At 45.2% G+C, this 24,926-nt stretch carries 20 protein-coding genes and 1 rRNA gene; 8 read left to right on the forward strand and 13 right to left on the reverse strand.

All coding sequences use genetic code 11. The annotated features are described in order from the left end of the window. Window positions 1-9 precede the first annotated feature (9 nt). Window positions 10-1,647 (forward strand): glucose-6-phosphate isomerase, encoded by a 1,638-nt coding sequence (pgi, locus tag L5M10_RS13885; RefSeq protein WP_168823543.1) that lies wholly within the window; start codon window positions 10-12, stop codon window positions 1,645-1,647. A gap of 216 nt (window positions 1,648-1,863) precedes the next feature. Next, the gene (locus tag L5M10_RS13890) at window positions 1,864-2,049 is read left to right on the forward strand and encodes a DUF3545 family protein (protein ID WP_006080618.1); all 186 of its coding nucleotides are present in this window, start codon (window positions 1,864-1,866) and stop codon (window positions 2,047-2,049) included. Window positions 2,050-2,361: 312 nt separating this feature from the next. Here the strand turns inward: L5M10_RS13890 and L5M10_RS13895 are convergent, their stop codons facing one another. The 4 genes from L5M10_RS13895 to L5M10_RS13910 all read right to left on the reverse strand — a co-directional run bounded on the left by L5M10_RS13895 (window position 2,362) and on the right by L5M10_RS13910 (window position 6,384). Next, window positions 2,362-2,898 carry a hemerythrin domain-containing protein gene (locus tag L5M10_RS13895; RefSeq protein WP_105249947.1) on the reverse strand — a complete coding sequence of 179 codons (537 nt, stop codon included), beginning with the start codon at window positions 2,896-2,898 and terminating at the stop codon, window positions 2,362-2,364. Window positions 2,899-3,134: 236 nt separating this feature from the next. Next, window positions 3,135-3,869 carry a hypothetical protein gene (locus L5M10_RS13900; RefSeq protein WP_263255435.1) on the reverse strand — a complete coding sequence of 245 codons (735 nt, stop codon included), beginning with the start codon at window positions 3,867-3,869 and terminating at the stop codon, window positions 3,135-3,137. Next, on the reverse strand, window positions 3,862-4,467 hold the full coding sequence (locus L5M10_RS13905; protein WP_263160904.1) for a sigma-70 family RNA polymerase sigma factor: 606 nt from the start codon (window positions 4,465-4,467) through the stop codon (window positions 3,862-3,864). Before L5M10_RS13905 ends, L5M10_RS13900 begins: the two co-directional genes overlap by 8 nt. Before the next feature lie 45 nt (window positions 4,468-4,512). Then, window positions 4,513-6,384 carry a vWA domain-containing protein gene (locus L5M10_RS13910; RefSeq protein WP_263160905.1) on the reverse strand — a complete coding sequence of 624 codons (1,872 nt, stop codon included), beginning with the start codon at window positions 6,382-6,384 and terminating at the stop codon, window positions 4,513-4,515. Window positions 6,385-6,616: 232 nt separating this feature from the next. Here L5M10_RS13910 and dauA point away from each other — a divergent pair, with 232 nt between their 5' ends. From dauA to L5M10_RS13930, 4 genes are all read left to right on the forward strand, one after another. Beyond that, window positions 6,617-8,380, forward strand: coding sequence for a C4-dicarboxylic acid transporter DauA (gene dauA, locus L5M10_RS13915; RefSeq protein WP_173496303.1), 1,764 nt, complete (start codon window positions 6,617-6,619; stop codon window positions 8,378-8,380). A gap of 268 nt (window positions 8,381-8,648) precedes the next feature. Next, window positions 8,649-9,140: a 5-(carboxyamino)imidazole ribonucleotide mutase gene (gene purE / locus L5M10_RS13920; protein ID WP_028760937.1), complete on the forward strand. Its 492-nt coding sequence runs from the start codon at window positions 8,649-8,651 to the stop codon at window positions 9,138-9,140. Next, window positions 9,140-10,243, forward strand: coding sequence for a 5-(carboxyamino)imidazole ribonucleotide synthase (gene purK, locus L5M10_RS13925; protein WP_113941630.1), 1,104 nt, complete (start codon window positions 9,140-9,142; stop codon window positions 10,241-10,243). The genes purE and purK overlap by 1 nt, the downstream gene beginning before the upstream one ends. 163 nt (window positions 10,244-10,406) lie before the next feature. Continuing rightward, complete coding sequence (locus L5M10_RS13930; protein ID WP_105249953.1) at window positions 10,407-11,660, forward strand: sensor domain-containing diguanylate cyclase; 1,254 nt, start codon at window positions 10,407-10,409, stop codon at window positions 11,658-11,660. Window positions 11,661-11,853: 193 nt separating this feature from the next. On the opposite strand, the gene L5M10_RS13935 is transcribed toward L5M10_RS13930, so the two are convergent. The 5 genes from L5M10_RS13935 to L5M10_RS13955 all read right to left on the reverse strand — a co-directional run bounded on the left by L5M10_RS13935 (window position 11,854) and on the right by L5M10_RS13955 (window position 18,392). After that, entirely contained in the window at window positions 11,854-12,471 is a 618-nt protein-coding gene (locus L5M10_RS13935; RefSeq protein WP_081729062.1) for a hypothetical protein, read from the reverse strand. A gap of 165 nt (window positions 12,472-12,636) precedes the next feature. Then, window positions 12,637-13,101 (reverse strand): hypothetical protein, encoded by a 465-nt coding sequence (locus L5M10_RS13940; RefSeq protein WP_263255436.1) that lies wholly within the window; start codon window positions 13,099-13,101, stop codon window positions 12,637-12,639. Continuing rightward, on the reverse strand, window positions 13,098-14,747 hold the full coding sequence (gene gshA / locus L5M10_RS13945) for a glutamate--cysteine ligase (RefSeq protein WP_263255437.1): 1,650 nt from the start codon (window positions 14,745-14,747) through the stop codon (window positions 13,098-13,100). The genes L5M10_RS13940 and gshA overlap by 4 nt, the downstream gene beginning before the upstream one ends. A 185-nt stretch (window positions 14,748-14,932) precedes the next feature. Beyond that, the gene (locus L5M10_RS13950; protein ID WP_263255438.1) at window positions 14,933-17,785 is read right to left on the reverse strand and encodes a M16 family metallopeptidase; all 2,853 of its coding nucleotides are present in this window, start codon (window positions 17,783-17,785) and stop codon (window positions 14,933-14,935) included. 181 nt (window positions 17,786-17,966) lie between these two features. Beyond that, window positions 17,967-18,392, reverse strand: coding sequence for a YqaA family protein (locus L5M10_RS13955; RefSeq protein WP_168823565.1), 426 nt, complete (start codon window positions 18,390-18,392; stop codon window positions 17,967-17,969). A 292-nt stretch (window positions 18,393-18,684) separates the two neighbouring features. Here L5M10_RS13955 and L5M10_RS13960 point away from each other — a divergent pair, with 292 nt between their 5' ends. Both L5M10_RS13960 and L5M10_RS13965 read left to right on the forward strand, forming a co-directional pair. Continuing rightward, window positions 18,685-19,938, forward strand: a complete 1,254-nt coding sequence (locus tag L5M10_RS13960) for a dicarboxylate/amino acid:cation symporter (protein WP_263255439.1) — start codon at window positions 18,685-18,687, stop codon at window positions 19,936-19,938. Between the two features lie 232 nt (window positions 19,939-20,170). After that, window positions 20,171-20,338, forward strand: coding sequence for a hypothetical protein (locus L5M10_RS13965; RefSeq protein WP_168823570.1), 168 nt, complete (start codon window positions 20,171-20,173; stop codon window positions 20,336-20,338). A gap of 166 nt (window positions 20,339-20,504) precedes the next feature. Here L5M10_RS13965 and L5M10_RS13970 read toward each other — a convergent pair whose 3' ends face one another. From L5M10_RS13970 to rrf, 4 genes are all read right to left on the reverse strand, one after another. Further along, the gene (locus L5M10_RS13970; protein ID WP_219234034.1) at window positions 20,505-21,635 is read right to left on the reverse strand and encodes a sodium ion-translocating decarboxylase subunit beta; all 1,131 of its coding nucleotides are present in this window, start codon (window positions 21,633-21,635) and stop codon (window positions 20,505-20,507) included. Window positions 21,636-21,643: 8 nt separating this feature from the next. After that, window positions 21,644-23,470: a sodium-extruding oxaloacetate decarboxylase subunit alpha gene (gene oadA, locus L5M10_RS13975; RefSeq protein ID WP_263255440.1), complete on the reverse strand. Its 1,827-nt coding sequence runs from the start codon at window positions 23,468-23,470 to the stop codon at window positions 21,644-21,646. A gap of 11 nt (window positions 23,471-23,481) precedes the next feature. After that, window positions 23,482-23,748 (reverse strand): OadG family transporter subunit, encoded by a 267-nt coding sequence (locus L5M10_RS13980; protein WP_198573901.1) that lies wholly within the window; start codon window positions 23,746-23,748, stop codon window positions 23,482-23,484. A gap of 951 nt (window positions 23,749-24,699) precedes the next feature. Further along, window positions 24,700-24,815: ribosomal RNA gene (gene rrf / locus L5M10_RS13985) — 5S ribosomal RNA — on the reverse strand. Window positions 24,816-24,926 lie beyond the last annotated feature (111 nt).

A 24,926-nucleotide genomic window follows, 5' to 3' on the forward strand; every position in this document is an offset into this window, starting at 1 on the left:
GACGGTGAAATGACACTCTTGACCCAAAGCTCAACATGGCAAGCTTTATCAGCACACAGTAAAAATGTTCCGCATATGCGGGAATTGTTTGCAACTGACGCGGCACGTTTCAATAAAATGTCGCTATCAGCCTGTGGTTTATTACTGGATTACTCTAAAAACAGAGCAACAGCGGAAACGCTGGATCTGTTATTTGCGTTGGCAAGCAATAGCCAACTTGAAGCAAAAATCAAAGCGATGTTTGCAGGTGAAATCATTAACACCACAGAGAAGCGCGCCGTACTGCACACAGCGCTTCGCAGTACTGCAGAACAGTCGATTATTGCCGAGGGTCAAGACATAGTTCCTGAAGTTCAACAAACTCTAGATAAGATGCAAGGGTTTGTGAGCTCAGTGACGTCAGGTCAATGGAAAGGTTACACAGGTAAAGCGATAACCGATATTGTAAGTATTGGTATTGGCGGCTCTTTCCTAGGCCCCAAAATCGTCTCTCAAGCGTTGCGCCCTTATTGGAACCCCGAATTAAATTGTCACTTTGTGGCAAACGTCGACGGGACTTCTATTAGTGAGAAGCTGAAGTTACTGGATCCTGAAACGACCTTGTTCATAATGTCATCCAAATCTTTCGGGACACAGGAAACCTTAACCAATACCCTCACCGCAAGAGACTGGTTCCTAGCGAAAGGCGGTTTGCAGTCTGATGTGGCAAAACACTTTGTCGCAGTCACTTCAAACGTGGCAAAAGCGACAGATTTTGGTATCGATGCAAACAATATTTTCCCTATGTGGGATTGGGTTGGTGGCCGTTACTCTCTCTGGTCAGCGATTGGCTTGCCGATTGCACTTTTGATCGGTATGGATAACTTCAGAGCTCTACTCACGGGTGCGCATCAGATGGATGAGCACTTCGCCACAGCACCACTGACTGAGAATATGCCGGTTATCATGGGATTACTCTCCCTATGGTACGGAAACTTCTTTAATGCTCAGTCCCATGTCGTATTAACCTACGATCATTACCTACGTGGTTTACCCGCTTATTTCCAGCAGCTAGATATGGAAAGTAACGGTAAATCAGTCACCTTAAATGGTACTGATGTTGACTACAGCACAGGTCCCGTCATTTGGGGGGGCGAAGGCACTAATGGCCAACATGCCTACCACCAGTTATTACATCAAGGTACCGCACTGATCCCTGCCGATTTCATTATGCCGCTGCAAAGCCATAATCCTATCGGTGAGCACCATGACCAATTAGCGTCAAACTGCTTCGGTCAAACCCAGGCCTTAATGCAAGGTCGTACTTTTGATGAAGCTTTAGCCGAACTTGCTAATAGCGCATTATCCGCCACAGAGAAGCAGCTGATCGCTCAACATAAAGTCATGCCTGGTAACAAGCCGAGCAATACTTTACTTATGGATAAGCTCACACCAAGTACCCTAGGCGCTTTAATTGCCTTGTATGAACATAGAACCTTCGTTCAAGGTGCTATTTGGGATATCAACTCCTTCGATCAATGGGGTGTAGAACTCGGTAAGAATCTCGGTAACGATGTGTTAGCACGCATTGGCGCAGAGCAAGATTCCGATGCTTTAGATGCCTCAAGCAACGCATTGATTAACCTTTATCGACAAGGCAAAATCTAATCGAACAAAAAGCCAGCAATTGCTGGCTTTTTAATTCTACCCCGTTCTTTTTATTAAATTTTTCTGCTTAACTCCTCTCTACTTCTGCATATAACATCAATGACATATCACTCAAAGTTCATTTCAAATTAACACAAATGAAACATAATTCTTGCACCCTGTTTTAAAAATATGTTATTTAATCGCTGACAAAACATACAACAACAGGAGGTTGCCATGGATCGTTTAGATTATGGTTGTGCGCTAGATGAAGTCGTTGAAAGACCCGATCGTTCGCGAGGCTCCAATAAAAAGCGTAAATGGCGTGAGATCGAAGCGTTAAAAGATAAGCATCGTTTGCTCAAAGAACTCCAAGAAATCGATAATAACTTTAACTACGACATTGATGCTATCCAGTTGTAATTACATGTTTATATGAGCTAGTTATCATTTCAAACATGAATAGAAAAGCGCCCTTCGGCGCTTTTTTTATTTACAACTATTGGAGCAAACAGAATATAAGCGGGGTATGATCTTACGAGCAGGAATTTTAAAAAATAAATCAATAACAGTAGCTTACGATGGCACCGAACATCATCGACTCCGATAATACTTTACAAATCCCAACCAACTTTGGCTCACGAGACATCGCAGTCGGAATCAAAAATCTACTCCTCAACCGTATAAAAACACCAGCTTAAGCCCACCAACATGGACCTAATAAACTAAAGAGTATTAGTCAGATGCTGTGAGATAAACCCGTAAATCTTCGAATTCTTTCTGCTCTCGATCCAGAAACAAAGGATCATCGATCAGCGATTTCTGACACTCTAACTCAATAACTTGCCAATCTTGCTCAGTTAAACTTTTGGCTAACAAAGGAAATATTTCCCGTTCCTCCATCTGCATATGTCGCTCTTGCAATGCGACATACTCTGCAAAATCAACAATCAGTTTCTCGCGGGCAACCACAATATCACTGAGGATCAAGTTTAAAGTCGCCATCAAGGTGGCCGAGGATTGGATCACCGACTCATGTTCGGCACTCAATTTATCGATAGTATCGTTCGTTTTATGGGCTAGGTAGTAGGCATAAATAATGTCTTCAATGGGATGATGGCAACGTTCAGCATATCCTTGCATATATTCAACAATATCGCGCACGACGCTGAAGTTGATTGACTCACCTTCGGATAGTTTCATCTGCTTGTTTTTTAAAACATTTAGCAATACAGCTATATGTTTATGATCATGCATGAGTCTTTTAAGCATAATGCCTCCTGAATATGGGTCTGACTATTGATACTAGCCAAGTCGTGAACTAACACCAATATAACAGGCTAAAACCTGTTCACTTTATGACGTTGATCAAGTAAATCACATACCAAACAGTAAACAGACCACAAACATTAGCACGTCTCGGCATATTTCAGGGAAATTTAGCTGTTTATCTCACCACTTTGCGATTTCTAATCACTTTTTTATTCGTAAATACCACAACCACATAGTCATTTGGCAAGCTGATGTAATTGCTGTTGTAGCTTTTTAAACTCAAGTCTTAATACTTGCTGCGATTCGATTTGCTGCGCTTCATCGACATCCTTAACTGCAAGATACGGGTAATCTTTGAGCAGTTTTTGTTCAAGCACGAATGCTTGCTCAGTCTCCTTCGCTTCGATGAGGACTTGTAACCGATGTAAATACTCAGTCAATGACACTTGATTGATTTCAGCAGGCTCAGATAATCTTGGTGCATTCATAGACCTTGCAGCGATAGCGGGGCTAATTGCATCCTGCTGCTCAGTTGCTCCCAATGCGGCTTTAGCTTGCTGCATTTCCGTCTGTCTTTTATGTTCAGCCACGGCTTCTGTTTGCATGTTTAAAGATTGCATCGCTTCAGTATCAGCCATTCTTGCCATCGTTTGTGGCGCAGGGGCACTCATCACCATAGGACTTGGAGCAAGCGCATCTTCGACTTGAGGTCGAGTCAGCACCAGCAGACCAACAACAAGCACTAACGATGCCGCGCTCGATAACGCCCAAGGATGGCGTCGCCAGACAGAACTTGGCGCTTCAACGGCGGTTATTTTGCTTTGATGCATTTCAGCTAAGTGAGTTTGCGCCAGCTGTAAGATATCTTGATCGAGTTGCTGCGGTGGAACCTCTAAGGCCTGCTGGCGATACCAAGCCAGCACTTCCTGTTGTAATGCGCGCTCATCAGCACTTGAAGAAGAATTACTCATGACCCGCCTCCTGCCATTTCGCGCTGACACAATCTTTTAGGCTTTGGTAAGCATAACGAATACGGCTTTTAGTCGCTTCTAAGGTCACGCCCGCAATGTCGCTAATGATGGTAGCCGTAAAACCCATTTCAATATTCAGGATAAATGCCTCTTTCTGAACTTGGGGTAACAGTGCGATACAGGTCTTTAGCAATAAGCTCTTTTGCGCTTCTTGCCACTGCACATCGGGTTTATCTTGCTCACCCGCCACAAAAGTATCGAGTCCTACATCATCTTCATCAGTAGCGACAAAATCCACGGGCTTAACCGCCCGCACATGATCAATCAATAAGTTATGAGCGATACGATACAACCAGGTAGTAAACTTAGCACTGGCTTCGTAGTTAGCCGCAGCGCGGATCACCCGCCCCCAGGTTTCTTGATACAAATCTTCAGCTAACTGCTTATCACCTAACTGACGTACAAAGTAGCGATAGAGTGCACCTTTGTGCTTCAGGTATAACTGTTCAAATGCTTTTGAATCGCCCTTGGCATAGCACAACATCAATTGCTCATCTGAGTGCTCATGGTTTGATAATTGCGCTATTGCTAATACCACGGGAAATTCCTCATCATTGGGGTTAGCCCCACGAATTTACTTTTACTATTGTAATCTCTCATTGCGCGTATTGCTCTTGTCTCTCACTGGCTCGCCATGAAGCTTATCTTGGGGAGGAAAAGGTTTATCCGTACCATCGAATACCTTCTTAATCGGCACATGATTAGATTGCTCTATGGCCGCGGCGGTTTCCATTAATTGCACAAACTCATGGCGATATCCAAAGGGATCGTCCCCTAATGCCGAACGTGCTAACTGGCTTAACTTAGTATAATCAAATTGATGTAGATAATGGCTGCCATTCAGTAATTGCCCTAATCCTGCAACCGCTGCTGCAAATCTAAAATCATCACTCGCTTGTTCTAACAGCTTAACATTTTGGTCTAACCTGATGGGATAACTCAGTAACTGACTCTGTGTTTGTTCTGGCAACTTGTATCTCAGTTTAAGGAAAGCGATTTCTTCACGGCTGTATTTTTCTTGCCCCGTTTGAACATCAACGCCATATCTGAGTTTATCATTCGCCATCTGTCCTGCTTCAACATATCTTAATTCATATAAGGCAGTCACTGTATGACCCGCGCCAATTTCGCCCGCATCCACCTTATCGTTGTTGAAATCCTCACGTGCTAAAGCACGATTCTCATAACCAATTAGACGATACTCAGACACTAAGGCCGGATTAAACTCCACTTGCACTTTGACGTCTTTAGCAATAGTGAACAAACTTGAACTTAACTCGTCCACCAGCACTTTTCGAGCTTCATTCAGGGTATCGATATAGGCATAGTTACCATTGCCCTTATCCGCTAATTGCTCCATGAGTTGATCGTTGTAATTCCCCAAACCGAACCCTAAGGTTGTCAGGCCAATACCATGATCTTTTTCCTTCTCAATCAAGGTAATCAAATCATCAAAATCTGTCATACCAACGTTGAAATCACCATCAGTCGCGAGGATGACTCGATTAATACCATGGGGGATAAAATGCTTTTTCGCCAATTGATAGGCTTGTGTGATTCCTTGCCCACCATTGGTTGAACCACCAGCGCTCAATTGCTCTAACGCATAGGTTAAAGTTTGAGTGTCATTACCCGACGCGCCATCGAGCACCACACCAGCAGCCCCAGCATAAACCACAATAGAAACTTTATCCTGCGCACTTAATTGCGCCGTCAGCAACTTGAGTGCTGTTTGCAGTAAAGGCAATTTATCAGCAGATGCCATAGAACCTGACACATCGAGCAAAAAGACTAAGTTACTGGCGCCTAACTGAGATTTAGGTAAGTCATACCCTTTAAGACCAATCCGTAACAGCATCATGTCATCGTTATAAGGGGATGGCGCAAACTCTGTCGTAACGCTAAACGGCGCGGCATTTTTAGCAGGTAAGGGATAATCGTAGGCAAAATAATTAAGCATTTCCTCGACTCTGACTGTACCTTTCTCGGGCAAGCGCCCTTCCCTCAGCATCCGCCTTAAGGTGGCATAACTGCCAGTATCAACATCGATGGAAAACGTCGATACTGGGATTTCTCCGGCCACCATGATGCCATTTTGCACCAGCGGCTCGAATTTATTTTGTGCTAACGGAATCGCGGCATAGTCTGACGGCATTGGGGCTATGTTCATTCCCATCACTGCACCATGGGTAGACATTTGCATCGGCGCCGCGACTCTGGCCATCTCAATCTGAGTAGCATCACGCATTTCAGCACGGCGCAGTGACACTTCTTTATGACTCTGTTCGGCTTGCAGCTCCACTTGTCGTTGTTGAGCCTCAGAGCCTTTACCGCCACAGGCCGTTAAACTCAGCATGACTAAGAATAAAGCTGCGCTATTGCTCGCCGATATGCTGGCGTTTCCCCAAGGTAATAAGGAATGTGTAATGGTTTTCTGGGAGTATATTGTTTTCATGTTGAATGCCTTTGATGTTGACCTAAGGCTGTAAACGGCGCAAATGACTAAAAGGGTTAAAGTATCAAAATATTTTACAAACCACTCTTAAATGAGAATCAAACAGCCTCCAAGCACACTATTTATACAAAACAAAGTATTTTCAATCGTTTTTGCAATCAAGCTCACACTGCGTCTTGTATCAGGTCACTAAAATAGAAGCTTGTTACTCGCCTCGCTATGGGACCCACTCGTGTCACACTCAGCTCATTTGTTTTCCCTAAGAATCGCCCACGCACTCACAGAAGCTTGCGTGAAGGATAAGTATTCGTTTAAACGTTTTGGGCAAGATCTTCTTGCAGGTCTCACTGTCGGCATTATTGCCATACCGTTAGCAATGGCATTAGCCATTGCCAGTGGAGTTGCACCTCAATACGGTTTATACACTGCGATTGTCGGCGGTTTTATTATCGCCATATCTGGCGGCTCACGTTATAGCGTGTCAGGCCCGACAGCGGCATTCGTGGTATTGCTCTATCCAATAGCCCAACAATTTGGTTTAGCAGGATTATTAATCGCAACTGTGATGTCCGGAATGATACTCGTCGGCATGGCAATGCTGCGACTTGGCCGATTAATTTTGTATATCCCTGAATCCGTCACCTTAGGCTTTACCGCGGGGATAGGTGTCGTCATCGCGACCTTGCAGCTCAAAGATTTTTTCGGACTCGAGATAGCCCAGATGCCAGAGCAATATCTGGCTAAGTTGATGACATTAGCTCAAGCGCTACCCTCGGTGCATTTACCTAGCCTACTGGTAGCATCCGCGACCTTAGCGACTATGCTACTTTGGCCAAAACTCAAAACACCCGTGCCAGCGCACCTTCCAGCTATTATACTCGGCACTATGTTCGCCTTGGTTCTCAATGCTATGGGTGCAGATATAGAAACCATAGGAACCCGTTTTCACTATCAACTGAGTGATGGCACCACAGGCATGGGAATTCCTGCCGTATTACCCAGTTTCGAATGGCCTTGGCTGCAAGCTGGCGCGAATGGCCAAGCCTTTCAGTTTAATCTCGCGACCTTTCAAGCCTTATTACCTGCCGCCTTTGCCATTGCCATGTTAGGTGCAATTGAATCGCTACTGTGTGCAGTGGTGCTCGATGGTATGACAGGTAAACGTCACAGTGCCAACAGTGAATTACTAGGCCAAGGTATAGGTAATATCATCACGCCGTTTTTTGGCGGTATTCCGGCCACTGCAGCAATTGCCCGTAGCGCGGCAAACGTCAAAGCGGGCGCTCAGAGCCCGATAGCGGCGATGATCCACGCCATAGTAGTCTTAATTGGTTTAGTCGCCTTAGCGGGCGTATTAGCTTATTTGCCCATGTCAGCAATGGCTGCCCTGCTACTTGTTGTAGCTTGGAACATGAGTGAAGCCCACAAGGCACTACATTTAATTAAAACTGCGCCCACCAGCGATATCATGGTTTTTGTCAGTTGTTTTTCATTAACGGTTATTTTCGACATGGTGATCGCCATCAGTGTAGGAATTATCCTTGCTGCCTTGCTGTTTATGAAAGAAATTGCTGAGATGACAAAGCTTTACGATATCAGCACCAACAAGCGTTATGTGGATCAAGAGCTACCTGCCGATTGGGCTGTCCTCAAAATTAACGGGCCGCTATTTTTCGCTGCTGCTGACCGCATTTTCTCCGAAATCGCGAGTCTCACTGAAGATAAACAAGTGATAGTGCTTTATCTCGATGGAGTATCTATTCTGGATGCGGGAGGATTAGCCGCACTGACGAAGCTGATTGAAAAATGCAAAGCGAATAAGACTAAGCTCATTATCGCCGATCTGCAGTTCCAGCCCATCCGAACACTGGCGAGAGCGAAGATCCAGCCAATTGAAGGTGTATTGAAGTTTTACTCGACCCTACGTGAGGCAATGACAGAAGCGCCAGTTATCACTCAGCAAACTGAAATCACTGCGGATAAGCAGACACAGTAAACCAGTAGCACGATCTCAGGGCTTAATGTTGCTGACTTATCTCAAAGGCCAACCTCAGGGTTGGTCTTTTTTATTGCTCCATCACCTCACCTATTCATCGCCGCGAAAGACGTTTTTTCACACGCAAAAACGGGCAGAAATCGCTAGGATCATGGTATTATTCAGCGCCATGATGCTAGCTACCGATGACGGCTAGACAAGCATCAACTGTACCTAGACCTGAAACAAGGTCAAAATATAATTAAAATTAGTGAGTTAAGGAGTTATCATGCAAGCCCTTGTTGCTGTTGTTATGGGTTCTAAAAGTGATTGGCCCACAATGGAAGCCGCCGCTGAGATAATGGATAAACTGCAAGTGCCTTATCATGTTGAAGTGGTTTCCGCCCATAGAACGCCAGATAAACTCATGGAGTTTGCAGCCTCTGCCGCCGAACGTGGTTTTAAAATCATCATTGGTGGCGCCGGTGGTGCAGCGCACTTACCCGGTATGATTGCCTCTAAAACTCGCTTACCCGTATTAGGTGTACCAGTCCAAAGTAAAGCCCTGTCAGGTATGGATAGCTTATTGTCTATCGTTCAAATGCCAAAAGGCATCGCCGTCGGCACCTTAGCCATAGGCACAGCGGGCGCATTCAATGCAGGATTATTGGCCTGCCAAATCCTTGCGAATAACGATGCAGAATTAGCGGCTCGTGTTGACGCTTTCAGAGAAGAACAGACCCGTGCGGTACTGGACAATCCAGACCCGAGGGAAGTCTAATGACCCAGACAAACACTAAACCTAAGGTTTGGGTATTAGGTAATGGTCAGCTGGGCGCCATGTTGACCCACGCTGGTGAGCCATTAGCGATTGAAGTTAACGCCGTCGATATCATGACACCTACGGATGACATTCTGCCACTCGCGCCCCACGACATTATTACCGCCGAGCGCGAACAGTGGCCAGAGTCCGCCCTGAGTTTACAACTCAGCTCACACCCCCATTTTGTTAATGGTCCGGTATTTAGCCGTTTAGCCGACCGTTTTAGCCAAAAAAGTCTACTCGACCAGCTCAGTGTTCCCACGGCGCCTTGGACCTTAGTCGACGATAACACCCAAGTCGATACCCTGTATCAGCACTATGGTCCTAGAGTCTTGATGAAACGCCGTACTGGGGGTTATGACGGTAAAGGTCAACATTGGCTAAAAGAAGCCGAAGCGGGTGATATTCCAAACGATTGGCGTAACCTTGCGATTGCTGAGCAAGCGATTAATTTTGATGAAGAAGTATCATTGGTTGGCGTGCGTACTCGCGAAGGCGAATGCGTGTTTTATCCGCTGACGCTGAACTTACATCAGGACGGCATTTTAATGGCGTCGATTTCGCCACTGGCACGCTTAAGCCCTTTGCAAGCCCAAGCCGAAACTATGCTCAGCGCTATTATGCACGAACTTGAATACGTTGGCGTAATGGCGATGGAATGCTTCCGTGTTGGCGATGAGCTACTGGTGAATGAGCTGGCGCCGCGAGTGCACAACTCTGGCCATTGGACTCAAGCCGGTACCCATATGGATCAATTCCAGCTGCATCTTAGAGCACTTTGCGGAATTGCGATCCCACAGCCACAAGTGAATTTTCAGTGTGTTATGGTCAACCTTATCGGTATCGATAATGACCCTCGCTGGTTAAGTTTGCCCAATGCTGAGTTGTACTGGTACAACAAAGAAGTGCGCCCGGGTCGTAAAGTCGGACATTTAAACCTATCAGTGCCAAATCAAACTGTGCTCAACCAGAGCATAGCCGCACTGCAAACTTGGATGCCAATCCAATACCAAGCACCATTAGCTTGGATATTGGCAGAATACGCAGAAAATTCGCGTTAATTCAGTATTTAGTACCAAAATCACTGATATGAAATTGTTCACAGTTTCATATCAGTTTATATTTCAATTTTCGTTATATACTTAACTGAACTCAGTGTGAATACGTTAGTGATGTATAGCATTCAATGATTACTAGCAATGACACAGATAAAGGAATAGTCGAGTGAAATTAAGGGATAATTTCAAACGTAAGACCATAGATCGCTTAGATTATCGCTATCATCTGCTACTGCTTATAGTGCCGATATGTCTATTCATCCTGCTGTTTATCTTTAATGCACCCACAGAAAATTGGACTATCCTGCCCTTACTGTTTGTTTGCATCATTTATATTTTTGCCTACAGCCTAATTTACTATTTGCATCAGGGCCGTTTAACTCGACTATGGCAGCATTTAGAGCAAGTCGTCACCATCAACGATGCCATCTATGAACTCGCCCATCTCTCGAGCCATTATAAAAATGAGCATGCCTTTCTGGACGCCTTACTCAATAAAGCCGTGTACGTGATTAATGGTGCCGAAATGGGCAGCATCATTAAAATCAACGAGGTGAATAATAAACTGTATTTTGAATCTGTCGTGGGGCTCGATTTAGCAAAGCTCAGACAACTGGATTTTACCTTAGAGCAAACTTTTGAATATCGACTCACTGAAGGGAGATGCGATCAAGTGGTGGTCATCAATGATATGAAGAATATCAATGCGGCTAGCACCTTAACGGAAGATGATCAAAAAGTGTTACTCTCAGTGTCGAAGCAGCCGATACGCTCAACCCTGTCTAGCCCTATTCGTATTGATGGCAAACTGTATGCCATGCTCAATCTCGATAGCAGTAGCATTGGCGCCTTTAGCGATTACGACCGCAATCTTGTCTCTATCCTAACTCACGAAGCTAGCAATGCCATTGCGCTCTATCAGAAGTCACTGCAGATCACTAAACTCGCCAATTTTGATCCATTAACAGGACTTTATAATCGAAAGAATTTTGAAGATGAACTGCACCACTGGCAGCACAAACCTCACTTAGGCAGTTTTTTAATTATTATCGATATGGACAATCTCAAGTCCATTAATGATGCCTATGGGCACCAGATGGGTGATGTTGCCATCAAGCGAACAGCCACCGCAATGCTCACCTATTGGCAAAATAAAGGCATTATTTCCCGTTTTGGTGGCGATGAATTTGTCGCTTTATGCCATGGGCCGTTAGCTCAAATTGAACAAGACTTAGATGATATGCGCAAAACCTTGAATCAAGGTTCAGAGCTTAGCCTAGGTTTTAGTTTTGGTATTGCACCCTTCGAAGCCGATTGGTATCAATCCTTTAAGACTGCAGATCATGCTATGTATGAGCAAAAGCGTGCGAAGAAAAAAGCCATTCAGGCATTAGAAACCTTCGCAGTGAAAGCGCAATAAATCAATTGAAGTCAGTTGCTGCAGCCGATGTCAAAAGGCTAATATCAACAATCAGTAAGCGTCGGAGTTGAATATTTGAGTTTACTATCTCAATTAGCTATCTCAATTAGCTATCTCGATTAAATATCTAAATTGAACACCGACAGTCAGCCACTCTCACTTAAGTGGCTGACAATGATATAAAAACGTAATCTTAACCAAAAAATAAACGCCACAGCCAAGATGAATCTAAATCTTCTTGGCAGGTTTTATATTGAGCCGCGTAGCGTTTCGACCTCGCATCCACCTTGTTCGCCACTTTCACTAACCACGCCTTAGATTTATAACTACCACGGCGATAACCGCCCCAGCCCTCGTGATAATTAAGATACTGCGCCCGCGCATCCCATTTAGATACGCCATTTATCTTATGGGTTTTGCTGATAAACCAGCCCATAAAATCCAAGGCATCATCGAAATCACTGCGGCTCGACCAACTGTTTCCCGTCTCACGCACATAATCATCCCACGTCATGGTCTTAGCCTGCGCATACCCATAGGCATCACTGGCACGGCCAATAGGGATAAAACCTAAAAAGTATTCCATCGGTGGCGCGGCATTGTGCTTGAATGAGCTCTCTTGATACATCATAGCTAACGGCACATGCACTGGCACACCCCATTTATCACGGACATCTTTAGCTGCATCGTACCAATCTCGGTGTTCTTGAAATATCTCACACAAATTTTCGGGAGACTTAGGCGGAGATGTCGCGCAACCTGACAAGATGCCGAGACTTGCGCAGAGTAAGATAGCGGAGGATTTATTCATTAATATCATGTTCTTTGGAGAGTTAGCTCGCGCCATGATGTCATAGACTCAGGCTGAGGCAAGCATAAAAAGCCTTTTTGCGCTTAGAAGATCTCAACGCTAGGGGCTAAATCAATATGACTTAATCGTATGTTGCTGGCTTACCACTTGAACTTAACAATTTGGCTATTTCGTTTCGGGACTCAGCTCAAACTGACACTCATGATCTTCTTGCTGCCACACGCCGGGTTCCCAATACGCAGTGTCTTTACCCATATAGCGCTTATCGGTGTGAAATAACGCACCGATATGATAACGCTGATGACTTTCAACATTGAGCTTGAATACTTTGGGTGTCCGCGCGGCAAGCGTGACTGACAAACTTGGATCATCAATCAGCTCCGCAACGGTAAATTCATATTCGCCAGGCGCTAACTGATAATTAGGCTTAGAAACGACTGCCTGCCCGTTTAAATGGGTCACCACAACTCGATACCAGTGAGTACTGGCATCGGGCTGCAAATAACCCGACACAGTACCACAGCCCAGTGGGTCTTCAGGTGACGCGGCGCAGCCAGATAACAAAGCACTGAACACAATCAAAGCTGCGCGGGCACGTAGGCCAATGAAAGAGAATAACCCCTCTTTCACGGCTTCACTCCAAAGTAATCTTCCAGATAATCATCGAATGAAACTGCACTCTGCGCCGCCTCTAGTTCAGCTTGCTTGTTAAGCGAACTGGATGCTTCAGCTTGATACTGCGCTATGGTCTCGCTCGACAAGGGATAATCGATAAAGTATTGATAGTATTGCTGCGCTAACGTCATCACCCACTGACCATGATCTTGGCCCTTGTTGATCACGTTTTGCAGTACTTGTCCCGACAGGGTTAAATTCGGATCTTCAGCCGCTTTACGCCAATGGGCCAAAGCCACTTGATAATCCGTCCCCTCACCATCAAGCAATACTGCCAAAGGTTGCAAGGCATCAAACAACTCTTCTAACCAAGATTTAAGCGAACGTGAACCGTCTGCGGTTAATAACTCAAGCCCAGGTTTACGGCCTTCAAGCACCACAGCTTTAAGATTCGCGCTTAATCTCGCCTCTTCGCTCGCCTCTGACTTAGGCGACTGCGTTAATAAACAATAGAGTAGGAATAAATCAAGGAAACGCACTTGTGTCGCCTCAATGCCAACTGGGCTAAATGGATTAACATCCAACGCTCTCACTTCAATGTATTCCACCCCAGCACGGGCCAGAGCTTCAGACGGTTTCTCGCCACTACGCGTGACCCGTTTAGCACGGATTGGCGAGTAGAACTCGTTTTCAATCTGCAATACATTGGCATTAAGTTGACGATACTCACCATCGACTTTAACGCCGATATTAGCAAAGTTTGCTGAAGGCATTTTAGTGGCGGCATTCACGCCAGCCAGATACTCAGGCAAAGAGTTATAGCTGATATTTAGATCTTCTTGCTCTTTGTTGGTATAGCCTAAATCACTCATACGCAACGAAGTGGCATAGGGCAGATACAGAGTACCGTGGCCCGTTTTTTCAAACTTGAGGTCGGTTTTTTGATCTTTAATAAAGGAGCTACATAACGCTGGCGAGGCACCAAATAAATAAGGAAGTACCCACACTAAACGGCGATAGTTACGGATCAAGCCGAAATAGGATTCTGAAATAAAATCATCGTAAGTTAACTCTTTATCACTTAACTCATACAGGCTTTGCCATAATTTTTGCGATACCGAAAAGTTAAAGTGCACCCCAGAGATGATCTGCATCAGGGCGCCATAACGATAGGTTAACCCCTTACGATACAAGGTTTTCATCATTCCAGTATTCGATGAGCCATAGCGGGCAACGGGGATCTGTTGCTCATCTTTCACATAGCAAGGCATGCTCACGGGCCACAAACGCTGACCATTTAAGTGGCGCACGCTGAAGGCATGAGTCTCAGTTAACCCTGTAAGAAGTTGCTCAACATTGTGATTTACTGGCGTAATAAACTCGAGCAAGGCTTCACTGTAATCCGTCGTAATACGTGAATGCATTAACGCCGAGCCTAAGGCTTCGGGATGCGAGTCTGTCGCGAGATAACCAAACTCATCAATCCGCAACGCCTCACGTTCTATGCCACGTAACATACCCAAGAGTGCGGTGCGCCCATTGGCGTCCGAGAGATGTTGTACTAATTCATTGAATGACTTCAATTTGCGCTTCTCTAATTGGTGATTCGCTATCGCGACAAGGTTAACAGTCAGACCTTTATTTTGAGGCTTATCTTGCAAAATATGCCTCAAAATAAATCTAAACCTGTCTGTGGGGCAAGCCAAATTCACACCTTGTATGATTAAAAGCAGACGGTGACAGCTAATGCTGTCACCGTCTTTCGATGTAAATCCGGTAAATATAGGGCAAATAGTCGTTAACTAATGCACCCGTCTATCTACCTATATAAGGGCGAAATACTAATTTACAATACTAAAGTTTCAATTGGATAGCCCAATACCGCTAAATCCGCTTCAATTGTCGCTTTATCTCCCACCACCAGAATCACCATTTTATTGATATCTAGCTCGGAAGCCGCGAGGGCATTGAGTTCATCTTTTGTTACAGTATTAATGATCTTGTCCTGTTGAGTCGTAAAATCTTGACTCAATTGGTAACGTTGGATCATCCGCATAAAGCCCGCTTTTTGATACGGTGTTTCATAATCAAGAGCTTGCCCTTGAGAGACTGAATTACGCATAAAGGCAAGTTCAGTATCCGTCATGCCCTGCTGCTGATAAGCACTGATTTCTTTTACAAACTCAATGAGTGCTTTCGCCGTCACGTCACTGCGAACGTTACTTGATGCGACAAAATCGCCCACTTCAGCACCGCCAGTAAAACGAGTGCGAGCACCATAGGTATAACCTTTATCCTCACGTAAATTTAAGTTGATACGGCTATTGAATGCGCCGCCTAACGGATAATTCATCAGATAAGATTTAAAATAATCGCCTGTGGCATCGTAGGGTAATGCGCGCTTGGCAATATTGATTACCGATTGCGCCGCACCAGGTTTATCAATCACATAAATTGTGCCGCCTTTTAATGCAGGGAGTGGCTTAAGTGGCGGTACCACAGCTGCTTCTCCTTTCCACTGGTTTAATCCCGCTAATTGAGGCAGCAATGCAGATTCAGATAAATTAGCAACTGTGACAATTTTAGCGTTGCCGCCTTGATACTGCTGGGCATAAAACGCTTTTACATCGGCTAACGTAAGCGCCGCGACTGAATCGAGCGTGCCGAGATCATTCACACCTAACGCATTGTCTTTACCGTATAACAAAGACGACAACGCCGTATCAGCCAGATAGCTAGGATCGGACTGCATATGCTGGATCTGTTGTAATTGCTGTTGTTTCACTCGCGCAAAGTCAGCTTCGCTGAATGCTGGCTGAAACAGCTTTTCTTCCATAATCGCCAGCGTCTCATCTAAATGTGCTGTCAGAGCCGATACTTTGATCGAACTTTGATATTCAGACGCACTAAAGTCGACACTACTACCTAGCATTTCTAAGGCTTGTGATAGTCCTTCACTGCTGCGCTTCTGGCTCGATTCATTAAGCATTTCCGCAGTCAGCGTTGCTAAGCCTGCTTTTTCGACGGGTATGAGTCTGTGGCCACCATTGAGATAAACAATTAACTCAACTGTTGGTGTTTCTGTACTTTGAGTGCCCATGACTTCGATGCCATTGGCTAAGGTTTTTGTCCAAATTTTAGGTACTTTGAGCATAGGTGCAACGCCAGATGCAGGCATCTTAGTCCGATCAAAACTTGAAACAAGTTCAGGCTTGGGCAAATCCCCCTCTACCGCAGTGTGTGCAATCGGCAACGTTGCAGGCGTGAAGTTATCCGCATGGGCAATAAGTGACGTCATTCCCTGCGGCACCACACTCATAACCACCATAGGTTTATCTTTAATGTATTGCTTAAACACGCGCATCACATCGTCTTTGGTCACATTGGCATAACGATTCAGATCTGAGGCAATCATGTTCGGATTGCCCGACAGCGTTTGGTTCATCGCTAAGGTCGACACTTTGCCAGAAACACTCTGCAGGCTATAAATGGTATCAGCCTCAAACTGCACTTTGACTTTTTGCAGATCGTCATCGGTAACGCCACGTTGCTCAAACTCCTTAATCGAGTCGAGGATACGTTGCTCCAGATCCGCCAATTTGCCGCCCTTTTCAGGATTGGCTAAAGCATAAATCGACATCTGACACGCAAGCTCTTGACAAGGATGACTCACATTAGCCTGCACGGCATAACCGTCCTTAACCAAGTTTTTATATAATAAGGATGTTTTACCACCACCTAAAATATTGGCCAACAGATCGAGCGCGGCCTCATCTGAATGTCTAGCGTATACGGTTGGAAAACCAATACGGATCAAAGGCAAGTGCACTTGATCTTCCATGGAGATGTAACGCGTCTTGTCTAAGTTAACCAGCACCTTTTGCTCTAACGAGACTTCAGGGCCGCGGGGGATTTCACCAAAATATTTATTGACCCAGGCTAAGGTTTGCATTTCATCGAAATCGCCACCTATGGTCAAGGTCGCATTGTTAGGGCCATACCAACGTTGGAAAAAGTGTTTAACATCGTCAACCGTGGCGCGATTAAGATCGTCCGGCCAGCCAATTACAGGCCAAGAATAAGGATGACCGACAGGGTACATAGCTTGGCTAAAACGCTCACTCATGCGGCCATAGGGCTGATTATCGATACGTTGTGCACGCTCGTTTTTGACGGTTTCGCGCTGCACTTCGAATTTTTCACTGGTGAGTGCCGGCAACAAAAAGCCCATACGGTCCGACTCAAGCCACAACATTTTTTCTAATTGATTGTTGGGAACTGTCTCAAAATAATTGGTTCTGTCGGTATTAGTCGTGCCATTTAGGGTACCACCGGCTTCGGTAACCACTTCAAAATGCTGTTCATCGGCAACATGCTGCGAGCCTTGGAACATCATGTGTTCAAATAAATGCGCAAATCCCGAACGCCCAGCTAATTCACGGGCAGAGCCCACATGATAAGTGACGTCGACATGCACTAAGGGATCGGAATCATCTTGATGTAAAATAACTGTTAACCCATTGGCTAATTGGTACTTTTTGTAGGGGATCCCTACTTGCGAATCGGCCAATTGCACATTTTCGATAAGTTTAACGCCTGCGGGCAAGTTCGCCGTAGTCGTTTCAGATGCACAACCCGCAAGTGCGGCAGAAATTGCGACCGCTAATATCCATTTCTTCAAAACATTCCCCTCATACATCAATGGGCCAAAAATACAGCTTCATAATCATAGTGCTGCGTTTAGTCATAGTGCGCTTAAATGATTAAGCATTGGGATTTATGACTCGCAAAATTGACACTAAGTTCCTATCTATACAGTAAATTCAGTCTAAACGGAAAAACACTCCCCGCCCTTGACCATTAAATGCATCCTAGCGCCATCATGCCATCCATTGCAGCACGGCAGCGGCAACAATTAAGTAACGAATTGTTTTACCGATTAAAATCATCACCAAAGAAGGTATTAGCGGTAGCCTCAACCAACCCGCCAATAAACAGAGAATATCGCCGACAACCGGTGCCCATGAGAGTAACAACGCCCACACGCCGTAGCGTTCAATCAAGGTGAGCCCCTTTGCGTGTTTACCTGTCGCTAACGCTTCTGGTGATTTTGCGAGGCGACCTAAGCGGCCTAAATAGAAACTGGTCATCGCGCCCAACGTATTACCAATACTGGCCACCACGACCAGCGCAACCCAAGCCTCTGGAGTTTTGTTTAATAGCGCCACGAGTAAGACTTCAGATCCCCCCGGTAACAAAGTCGCCGCTAAAAAAGCGCCGGAGAACATAATGCCTAACTCAGTCATAATGGCTTACTCAATGATAAATCTCTCTTTTTGTATTCAATGTGATGAGGTTTGCCATGGGTTAATTGAATGTTTAACTTAATCTTTTTACAACAAACTCACTTATCACAATAAGTTATAAGAAAAACGGTTTGTTATAACCCTAGCTCTGTCGATACAATAGGTTAACTATGGCAGGCAATAACCATGCGCATGACTGAGAGCGCGTTAACATCACGCTCAACTCGTTAAATACGAATCCTATCATCGCAGGCCTATTGGCTCACTCTTAATTTATTTTTCTGGAATATGCATGATCCTTCAAACCATTAGCCGCATTCCGTTTTGGCAAAAAGTCTTAGCAGGCTTTATCTTAGGTGCGCTCGTTGGCGTTATTTTAGGTGAAAGCGCCACAGTGCTAAAACCATTAGGTGATCTGTTCATTGGGGCCATTAAGATGTTGGTCGCGCCTTTGGTATTTTGTGCCATTGTCGTGAGTATCACATCGCTCAACTCGCAAACCAGTCTGAAACGCCTGAGCTTGAAAACTTTGGGTATGTTCATGCTGACAGGCACAATCGCCTCTCTGATCGGCTTAGCTGTGGGTTCAATGATCGACATGGGTGGCACCATGCAACTCACAACGACTGAAGTGCGCGAGCGTAATATTCCCGGTTTCACACAAGTGTTGCTCGACATGATCCCTGTCAATCCTTTTGCTTCACTCGCTGAAGGCAATGTACTGCAAATTATCGTGTTTGCAGCTTTGGTGGGTATCGCTATCAATAAAGTCGGCGAGAAAGCAGAGCCATTAAAACGCACCATTGAAGCAGGTGCTGAAGTCATGTTCCAACTGACTCGCATGGTCTTAAAACTCACCCCTATCGGCGTGTTTGGTTTAATGGCATGGGTTGTGGGTGAATATGGTTTATCAACCTTATTGCCTTTAGGTAAGTTTATCGGGGCTATCTACATTGCCGCCTTTATCCACATCATCTTCGTTTATGGCGGGTTAGTGAAGTTTGTTGGTGGTTTAAGCCCACTGCAATTTTTCCGTAAAGCTATGCCTGCACAGTTAGTCGCATTTAGTACTTCCTCAAGTTTTGGTACTTTACCTGCGAGTACCCGCGCAGTCGAAACCATGGGCGTATCAAAGCGTTATAGTGCCTTTGTGATGCCATTAGGTGCGACCATGAACATGGACGGCTGTGGGGGTATTTACCCTGCGATAGCCGCTATCTTCATCGCTCAAATTTACAATATTCCGCTCGACACACTGGACTATGTGATGATCGCCGTGACTGCGACAGTGGCTTCTGTTGGTACCGCTGGCGTACCAGGAAGTGCGATGGTGATGTTAACTGTCACCTTAGGTGTGATTGGTCTGCCACTTGAAGGCATTGCCTTTATCGCCGCGATTGACCGTATTATCGATATGATCCGCACAGCAACTAACGTAACGGGCGATATGATGACTGCTGTTGTGATTGGTAAATCCGAAAATGAACTCGATGAAGCACAGTTCTATTCGAACGACAATCAAGACGTTACACCAGTGAGTTCGTAGCAATAACAATACTGTATAAAAAGTATTAAGCTAAATAATCAGTACCATTGACCACAGTAAGAGATCGCTTCGGCGGTCTCTTTTATTATCCTGCAAACGGTCTTTGATCTATTGGCTTTAGAAGCCACAATCGACTTCGACAGTCTCTACCAGCTGCAAAATAGGTTACTCAAATAAGATCAAGCTGTTAGACTCTAAAACTACTCTAACTCACACTTTAGCAGAACAGACAATGACGAGACTCTTCCTTATCCCGCTGATCCTATGTTTGTTTTGGGCATTATTTTTAAAAGCCAACAAACTCACGCTAAAACAAGGCCGGCGAGGTTTTATCTACATTATCGGTATAGGTGGTGGGCTAATTTTAATCCTTATGGCATTACTCTGGTTAACGGCTTAGGTTAATACCAAGGATTCATACTATAAATGAGTGACTTAACAAAAAGCCAACTCAATACTGAGTTGGCTTTAGTGATAAAACAGCGTTAACGACTAGAATAAATTCGAAGATAAACCCGCTTAATTTCCCCACTCAGTCAAGCCCAATCAGTTAACCCACTCTGTCATCAACCCAGCACGGCAAGTAAAATCCCCGCAGCCACAGCAGAACCTAGCACTCCCGCCACATTGGGACCCATGGCGTGCATTAACAAGAAGTTGTGTTGGTTGGCCTCTAATCCAACTTTGTTCACGACTCGTGCTGCCATAGGTACAGCCGACACCCCTGCGGCACCAATCAACGGATTAATCTTACCACCCGACAACTTACACATCAGTTTTGCCATCAATACACCTGCAGCAGTACCAATGCCAAATGCTAAAGCTCCCAATACCAAAATTCCTAAGGTTTCAAGCCGCAGGAATTGGTCGGCTGATAACTTAGAACCGACAGCTAACCCTAAGAAAATCGTAACGATATTGATAAGCTCGTTCTGCGCCGTTTTCGATAATCTATCCACCACGCCCGATTCACGCATCAAGTTACCAAGACAAAACATACCCACTAACGGCGTGGCTGCAGGTAGGAAGAGAATCGTTAATCCCAGTACCATCAAAGGGAAAATGATCTTTTCCTTCTTACTGACTTCGCGCAGCTGCTCCATTTTAATTTCGCGCTCGGCTTGAGTTGTCAGTAAACGCATGATCGGCGGTTGAATAATAGGGACTAGTGCCATGTAGGAATAGGCCGCGACCGCAATCGCACCCAATAACTCAGGCGCCAGTTTTGAGGCAAGGAAAATCGCCGTTGGTCCATCGGCACCGCCTATAATCGCAATGGCCGCTGCATCCTTCATGGTGAACTCAAATCCCGGCACTAAGTTCAGCGCTATTGCGCCAATCAGTGTCGCAAAAATCCCAAACTGCGCAGCCGCCCCTAATAACAGGGTTTTAGGATTCGCAATCAAGGCGCTAAAGTCAGTTAGCGCACCAACACCCATAAAGATCAACAGAGGGAACACCCCAGTCTCAATCCCCACATGATAGGCGTAATACAGGATGCCACCTTCTTCGGTAAATCCCGCATGGGGAATGTTCGCCAGCACTGCACCAAAACCAATGGGCAACAATAGCAAAGGCTCAAATCCACGTACGATGGCGAGATACAAGAGCAAAGCGCCCACTGCCATCATCAACACTTGCCCGCCAGTAAAGTGAGCGATACCTGTCTCGGCCCAAAAAGCCATTAAACCTTCCATAATGACTCCTACGCCAAGGCCAGTAATTGAGAACCCACAGACACTGAGTCACCTTCTTTCACCCAGATCTTAGCGATAATACCATCGCCCTGTGCACGAATTTCAGTTTCCATCTTCATCGCCTCAAGGATGATCACGACATCGCCTTCACACACTCTATCGCCTGGAGAAACACGCACTTTGAAGATGTTGCCCGACAAAGGCGCGCTCATTTCAAGCCTGATTTCACCATGGCTTGTTGATGGCGTTGTACTCTCAGTCACAGCTTGCCCAGCATGAACACTTTGTCCCTGTGGCTGGATTTGCGAGATCTCACCGCCTGCGGCGACTTCAACTATGTACTCTTGCCCTTCGACAGTTACCGTGTAGGTTTCAGGACCACGATCCGCAGCATTAGAAGCAGCAAGTACCGAAGTCAGCTCAGGCTTAGGCTCAAAGGCGCTCGGATCGTCACGATTCTTTAAGAACTGCAATCCTATTTGTGGGAAGAGTGCATATGTCAGTACATCATCGTCATGATCTGAAGATAGGCGAATGCCTTGTTCCTGTGCTTTATCAGCTAACTCAAGCCGTAATTTAGCCAGCTCTGGCGTTAATAAATCAGCAGGGCGACATGTAATGGCTTCGGCTCCTTGTAAGACTCTCGCTTGCAATGCGGCATTGACTGGCGCAGGCGTCGCGCCATATTCACCCTTAAGCACGCCTTCAGTCTCTTTAGTCAGTGACTTATAACGCTCACCCATCAACACATTAATGACCGCCTGCGAGCCGACAATCTGCGATGTAGGTGTCACTAAGGGCAAAAAACCTAAGTCAGCACGCACGCGGGGAATTTCTTCCAAGACCAAGTCCATCTTATCGGCCGCGCTTTGTTCCTTAAGTTGGCTCTCCATATTGGTCAGCATGCCACCAGGCACTTGTGCACGTAAGATCCGCGAATCAATGCCTTTCAGCGCGCCTTCAAACTTAGCGTACTTCTTGCGTACTTCACGGAAATAAGCGGCAATCTCCTCAAGCAATACCATATCGTAACCAGTCGCACGCTCAGTATCTTCCACCATAGCGATAACGGTTTCAGTAGCAGTATGTCCATAGGTTTGGCTCATCGACGAAATTGCCGTATCGAGCACATCGATACCCGCTTCAATGGCTTTCTGGTAAGTGGCGGTACTTAATCCTGTCGTCGCATGGCAATGCATAGATAACACGAGTTGCGTTTGGGATTTTAGTCGACTGATAAGCTCAAACGCTTCCATAGGCTTAAGTAAGCCCGCCATATCTTTGATACACAAAGAATCACATCCCATATCTTCGAGACGTTTTGCCATATCAACCCAAGTCTCTATGGTATGCACTGGACTTGTGGTGTATGAGATCGTCCCCTGCGCATGGCCACCAACTTGGCGCACCGCTTTCACCGCAGTTTCGAGATTACGAACATCATTCATTGCATCGAAAATACGAAATACATCGACGCCATTGGTATGGGCGCGCTCAACAAAACGCGTGACTAAATCATCGGCATAATGGCGATAGCCTAATAAGTTTTGGCCACGCAGCAGCATTTGTTGCGGCGTATTTGGCATGGCCTTTTTCAACTCACGAATTCTGTCCCAGGGATCTTCACCAAGATAACGAATACAGGCATCAAAAGTCGCCCCGCCCCAAGATTCCAACGACCAGAAACCAATCTTATCGAGTAACGGCGCTATAGGTAACATGTCATCAATGCGTAAGCGCGTCGCTAAAATGGATTGATGTGCGTCCCGCAATACGACATCAGTTAAAAATAATGGCTTAGCCACTGCTGTCGTAGAATTAGATACAAAAGTCATACTGCTCCCCATTACTTAATCTTTGAACGATACTGCTTTACCGCTAGTGAAATCGCAGCGACCAAGCTTGGATCTAAAGGTTTAGCATCAGATTGCGCTACCCTCTGCTGACTCTTAGCATGATTTTTAGCAAAACGTGCAGATGCAGCATCGACTGCACACCAACGCGCAACCAAATGAATCCCAAGGATTAGTACACTTAAAAATAAATAAACTAAGCCCATCCCCAAAAACATAATGCCAACGGCATCCAATAAAGATTGCGTTACATCCTCCATAGCCCCCTACCCCTTACTCTCTAGATCCCTATCAACAGCGCGATTGCCCCAAAATCATCGCTATCGCATTACAAGTTCAAAATTCATCAAATGAACAGCTCCAAACTATGGTTCTTCCGTAAACAGACACATAGCAATCACCAATCAGAAAAAATCGAATAAAAAATCACATTTTAAAGCTAACTAATCACACAACAAGAAAGCCAGCTAAACTCAACCTGCTAAGAACATAACCAATTGATAACAAAAAAACCATACCAGTGTAAATTGGTCTTACCAACATCAAGTAAATCCACAGGCGACAAGTTATTAATTCTCATAAATCGAGCGATTAATTCAATATTCCATAATGAAAAAAGCATAATGTTGGATTTAAGCTGAAGTGATGTCTTAGGCTAAAAAATGATTCCTAAATTGAAAACAACGAGCATAGGAATAAACCAAGTGAAAAAATATGCAAATTTAACAATCCAAGCTACTGCCATCTGACTAAGTGGCAAAATAAAAATGAATATTGTTCTGAAGACATTGTTTGAAGAAGAGGAATGGGTTCAATTCAGCAAATTAAATCAACTTAAATGCCCCCTAGATACCAACACAGAGCAGTGCCTAGCAATACGGTTGGTGTGTGGAACGGCTATCTTAAAAGATAAGCAACAGTGCTACCTGAGCTAGAGCTCAGGCGTTTAGTTATGCGCAGAATTAAGCAATAGGACGAGAACGAAATAGGAAATCCTAGGACCGACAAAGAACTCAGTAATTGAAATGGCTAGTGAGTTGGTGAGTTGGTGAGTTGGTGAGTTGGTGAGTTGGTGAGTTGGTGAGTTGGTGAGTAAAAATAGCGGAGAAACATGCAAGCTGAAAGAAAAACTGACTAATTTCTACAAATTGCAGACGCAAAAAAGCCAGCTTATCAGCTGGCTTCGTTGCATCTCAATGAGATAATTAGGCGCTTGGCGATGACCTACTCTCACATGGGGAGACCCCACACTACCATCGGCGCGTTTGCGTTTCACTTCTGAGTTCGGGATGGGATCAGGTGGTTCCACAAGGCTATTGTCACCAAGCAAATTCTGTTTATTACCGTGTCCATCTCTGGACCACGTTAATAATAATTCGGAAAGCTGATTTGCTTTTTGAGTCCACACTTCATTAAGTGTTTATATTCTGTCTAAGGC

This window comes from Shewanella sp. SM32 (assembly GCF_025654235.1).
In the GTDB taxonomy this organism is placed as follows: Bacteria; Pseudomonadota; Gammaproteobacteria; order Enterobacterales; family Shewanellaceae; genus Shewanella; species Shewanella oncorhynchi.

Excerpts from the sequence above, each read along its gene's own strand:
- pgi (WP_168823543.1), top strand. The coding sequence starts at position 10 with ATGACACTCTTGACCCAAAGCTCAACATGGCAAGCTTTATCAGCACAC.
- L5M10_RS13890 (WP_006080618.1), top strand. The coding sequence starts at position 1,864 with ATGGATCGTTTAGATTATGGTTGTGCGCTAGATGAAGTCGTTGAAAGA.
- L5M10_RS13895 (WP_105249947.1), bottom strand. The coding sequence starts at position 2,898 with ATGCTTAAAAGACTCATGCATGATCATAAACATATAGCTGTATTGCTA.
- L5M10_RS13900 (WP_263255435.1), bottom strand. The coding sequence starts at position 3,869 with ATGAGTAATTCTTCTTCAAGTGCTGATGAGCGCGCATTACAACAGGAA.
- L5M10_RS13910 (WP_263160905.1), bottom strand. The coding sequence starts at position 6,384 with ATGAAAACAATATACTCCCAGAAAACCATTACACATTCCTTATTACCT.
- purE (WP_028760937.1), top strand. The coding sequence starts at position 8,649 with ATGCAAGCCCTTGTTGCTGTTGTTATGGGTTCTAAAAGTGATTGGCCC.
- purK (WP_113941630.1), top strand. The coding sequence starts at position 9,140 with ATGACCCAGACAAACACTAAACCTAAGGTTTGGGTATTAGGTAATGGT.
- L5M10_RS13935 (WP_081729062.1), bottom strand. The coding sequence starts at position 12,471 with ATGAATAAATCCTCCGCTATCTTACTCTGCGCAAGTCTCGGCATCTTG.
- L5M10_RS13950 (WP_263255438.1), bottom strand. The coding sequence starts at position 17,785 with ATGTATGAGGGGAATGTTTTGAAGAAATGGATATTAGCGGTCGCAATT.
- L5M10_RS13955 (WP_168823565.1), bottom strand. The coding sequence starts at position 18,392 with ATGACTGAGTTAGGCATTATGTTCTCCGGCGCTTTTTTAGCGGCGACT.
- L5M10_RS13960 (WP_263255439.1), top strand. The coding sequence starts at position 18,685 with ATGATCCTTCAAACCATTAGCCGCATTCCGTTTTGGCAAAAAGTCTTA.
- L5M10_RS13965 (WP_168823570.1), top strand. The coding sequence starts at position 20,171 with ATGACGAGACTCTTCCTTATCCCGCTGATCCTATGTTTGTTTTGGGCA.
- L5M10_RS13970 (WP_219234034.1), bottom strand. The coding sequence starts at position 21,635 with ATGGAAGGTTTAATGGCTTTTTGGGCCGAGACAGGTATCGCTCACTTT.
- oadA (WP_263255440.1), bottom strand. The coding sequence starts at position 23,470 with ATGACTTTTGTATCTAATTCTACGACAGCAGTGGCTAAGCCATTATTT.
- L5M10_RS13980 (WP_198573901.1), bottom strand. The coding sequence starts at position 23,748 with ATGGAGGATGTAACGCAATCTTTATTGGATGCCGTTGGCATTATGTTT.